Below are 3295 nucleotides of genomic sequence, written 5' to 3'. Positions count from 1 at the left end.
CGCGTGGGGTGTTCACCGCCTGCGCGACGAGCCCGCCCACGGTCTCGGGGCGCAGGAACTTCGCCGGGTCATAGGTTCCGCCCTCGTAGGCGACCAGGTCGCGCTGCATCTCCGAGTCGGTGCGGCCCGGGAAGATCGTGGTCACCCGCAGCGACGGCTCATCGGTGCGCAGTGAATCGGCGAACGCGCGCAATGCGAACTTGCTCGCCGAATAGGATGCCATGCCAGCCGAAACCTTTTGCCCTGCACCGGAATTGATGAACACCACCTGGCCTCGGGCGGCGCGCAGCGCCGGCAGCAGCGCCAGTGTCAGCGCGACGGCGCCGGTGACATTCACCTCGAAGCTGGCCCGCCACTCGTCGGCGGAGGACTCGGCGACACTGCCCGGGTAGAGCACCCCGGCGTTGTGCACCAGGACGTCGAGTTCGGCCAGCGGTTCGGCGGCGGACTCGATGGAGTCCTGGTCGGTGAGGTCCAGCGGCCAGGTCGGGGAGCCGAGGCGCTCGGCCAGCGCGTCCAGATGGGCGGACGGGCGGCCCGCCAGCAGCAGGGTGTGTGTGGGGGCGAGCGCGGCGGCGACGGCCGAGCCGATCCCGCCGCCGGCACCGGTGATCAGAGCTGTGGGCACAAGAGAAAACACTACCGACACTGCACGCCGGGCCGCGGCGTCGCATTATTGATGCGATGCCACCGGACCCAAGCTTCGCCCCCACCCAACTCGCCGCGCGCGCGGCCTACCTGTTGCGCGGTAACGACCTGGGTGTGATGACCACTGCGGCCCCGCTGCTGTACCCGCACATGTGGAGCTGGGACGCCGCCTTCGTCGCGATCGGGCTGGCCCCGCTGAGCGTGGAGCGCGCCGTCGTCGAACTGGACACGCTGCTCTCGGCGCAGTGGACCAACGGGATGATCCCGCACATCGTGTTCGCCAACGGGGTGGACGGCTATTTTCCCGGCCCGGCGCGCTGGGCGACCTCCGCGCTGGCCGAGCACGCACCGCGCACCCGGCACACCTCGGGTATCACCCAGCCGCCGGTGCACGCCATCGCCGTGCAACGCATCCTGGACCGGGCCAAGACCCGCGGCCGCTCCACCCGCGCGGTCGCCGAGGCCTTCTTGGACCGTCGCTGGGACGATCTGGTGCGTTGGCACCGGTGGCTGGCCGAATGTCGCGATCTTCGTGGCCAGGGCCGCATCACGCTGTACCACGGCTGGGAATCCGGGATGGACAACTCGCCGCGCTGGGACAGCGCCTACGCCAACGTGGTGCCCGGCATCGTCCCGGAGTACCAGCGCGAGGACAACAAGATCAACACCGACACCACCCAGCGGCCGTCGGACACCGAGTACGACCGGTATCTGTGGCTGCTGGAGGAGATGAAGGCCGCCCGCTACGACGACGAACTGCTGGCCAAGTCGATGAGCTTCGCCGTCGAGGACGTGTTCGTCTCGGCGATCTTCTCGGTGGCGTGCACGGTGCTCGCCGAGATCGGTGAGGACTACAAACGTTCACCGGCCGATGTGCGTGACCTGTACGCCTGGGCGGATCGGTTCCGGGCCGGCGTCGTCGATGCCACCGACCAACGGACAGGCGCGGCAAGGGATTTCGATGTCCGCGCGGACAGGTGGGTGGCCACCGAGACCGTCGCCCAATTCGCCCCGCTGCTGTGCGGGGGACTGCCGCACGACAAGGAACGCGCCCTGCTGAAGCTGCTCGACGGTCCACGTTTCAGCAGCCATCCGGATCTGCGCTACTCACTGATCCCGACGACCTCGCCGGTCTCCCGGGATTTCCGGCCCCGCGAGTATTGGCGCGGTCCGGTGTGGCCGGTGACGACATGGCTGTTCTCGTGGTGTTTCGCGCGACGCGGCTGGGCCGAACGCGCCACGACACTGCGACAGGAGGGTCTGCGGCAAGCCAGCGACGGCACCTTCGCCGAGTACTATGAACCGTTCACCGGTGAGCCGCTGGGTAGCATGCAGCAGTCCTGGACGGCCGCGGCGGTACTGGACTGGCTGGGATAGCTAGCTGGTCGGCTGATCGCCGAGGCGATCCAGTGAACCCAGCGCGGCGGTGAGGGTGGCCTGATCCTCGGAGCTCAGGTTGGCCAGCATGCTGGCCAGGAACGCCCGCCGCGCGTCGAGCGCCTCACGGTGCTGCACCAGCCCGCGCGGCGTCACCTCGACGAGCACCGCACGCAGATCGGACGGATCCCGGGAACGCTTGACCAGTCCGAGTTTCTCCAGCCGGCGGATCGCCACCGTGGTGGTGGGCGTCCGCACCCGCTCGTGGGCGGCGAGTTCGGTCATCCGGATCGGTCCGGACTCCAGCAGAGTCAGCAGAATCGAGAGCTGAGCCAGTGTGAGATCGCCGGCGCCGGTGTTACCCGCGCCTCGGGTGTCCCCACGGCGCAGTACCGAAAACAGTTTGGAGAGCACACGTTGCAGCTCTCCAGCCAGCTCAGCGGTCTGCGGTTCGGTCTCGACCATAATTCGCTAGTCTAACCTGTCTGTCTCTGCCAGGCTGGAACGCGCTCAAGATCAAAGAATCTGGGACAGGAAGCGCTGCAGCCGCTCCGTCTCGGCATTCTCGAAGATCAACTCGGGCGGTCCGGACTCCACGACCTTGCCGTTGTCCATGAAGATCACCGCGTCGGCAGCCGAACGGGCGAAGCCCATCTCGTGCGTCACCACCACCATCGTCATGCCCGTGGAACCGAGATCGGCGATCAGCTCGAGCACACCTTTGACCAGTTCCGGGTCCAGCGCCGAGGTGGCCTCGTCGAAGAACATCACCTGCGGCGCCATCGCCAGTGCCCGCGCGATCGCCACCCGCTGTTGCTGCCCGCCCGACAGGGTCGCCGGACGAACATCGGCCTTGTGGCGCAGTCCAACCCGATCCAGCTGGGCCAGCCCGAGCTCGCGCGCCGCATCGGGGGACATGCCCTTGAGCTTGCGCAGGGCCAGTGTCACGTTGTCCAGCACGGTGCGGTGCGGGAACAGGTTGAACTGCTGGAACACCATGCCGATGCGCTGGCGCAGTTGGTCGGGGTTGTCACCGAGCACCGAGCGGCCGTCGAGCAGGATGTCGCCCTTGTCGGGTTCATACAGCCTGTTCAACGTCCGCAGCAGCGTCGACTTACCCGACCCGGACGGGCCGATGACGGCGGCGGTGGTACCGGCGGGAACCTCCAGATCAACCCCGCGCAGCACCGGGTACCCGACCCGGACGGGCCGATGACGGCGGCGGTGGTACCGGCGGGAACCTCCAGATCAACCCCGCGCAGCACCGGGT

Annotated in this window: 4 protein-coding genes; 1 reads left to right on the top strand and 3 read right to left on the bottom strand. The window is 68.1% G+C overall.

The genetic code is table 11. The features are described 5' to 3' along the window. Positions 1-628: SDR family oxidoreductase (locus AC1DTF_RS32245; RefSeq protein WP_477477022.1), on the bottom strand; the 628-nt coding region annotated here is incomplete at its 3' end. Positions 629-684: 56 nt separating this feature from the next. Here AC1DTF_RS32245 and ggh point away from each other — a divergent pair. Next, positions 685-2025, top strand: a complete 1341-nt coding sequence (ggh, locus tag AC1DTF_RS32240; protein WP_057169197.1) for a glucosylglycerate hydrolase — start codon at positions 685-687, stop codon at positions 2023-2025. On the opposite strand, the gene AC1DTF_RS32235 is transcribed toward ggh, so the two are convergent. Beyond that, positions 2026-2490, bottom strand: coding sequence for a MarR family winged helix-turn-helix transcriptional regulator (locus tag AC1DTF_RS32235; protein ID WP_057169198.1), 465 nt, complete (start codon positions 2488-2490; stop codon positions 2026-2028). Between the two features lie 51 nt (positions 2491-2541). Beyond that, positions 2542-3213 (bottom strand): amino acid ABC transporter ATP-binding protein, encoded by a 672-nt coding sequence (locus AC1DTF_RS32230; RefSeq protein ID WP_477477021.1) that lies wholly within the window; start codon positions 3211-3213, stop codon positions 2542-2544. Positions 3214-3295 lie beyond the last annotated feature (82 nt).

This window comes from Mycobacterium sp. P4_H6, from assembly GCF_056400845.1.
Note: the sequence above shows the minus strand (reverse complement) of the source record. Positions and strands in the feature narration are given on the sequence as shown.

Bases quoted from the DNA above. Each gene is read 5' to 3' on its own strand.
- ggh (WP_057169197.1), top strand. From the start codon at position 685: ATGCCACCGGACCCAAGCTTCGCCCCCACCCAACTCGCCGCGCGCGCG.
- AC1DTF_RS32235 (WP_057169198.1), bottom strand. From the start codon at position 2,490: ATGGTCGAGACCGAACCGCAGACCGCTGAGCTGGCTGGAGAGCTGCAA.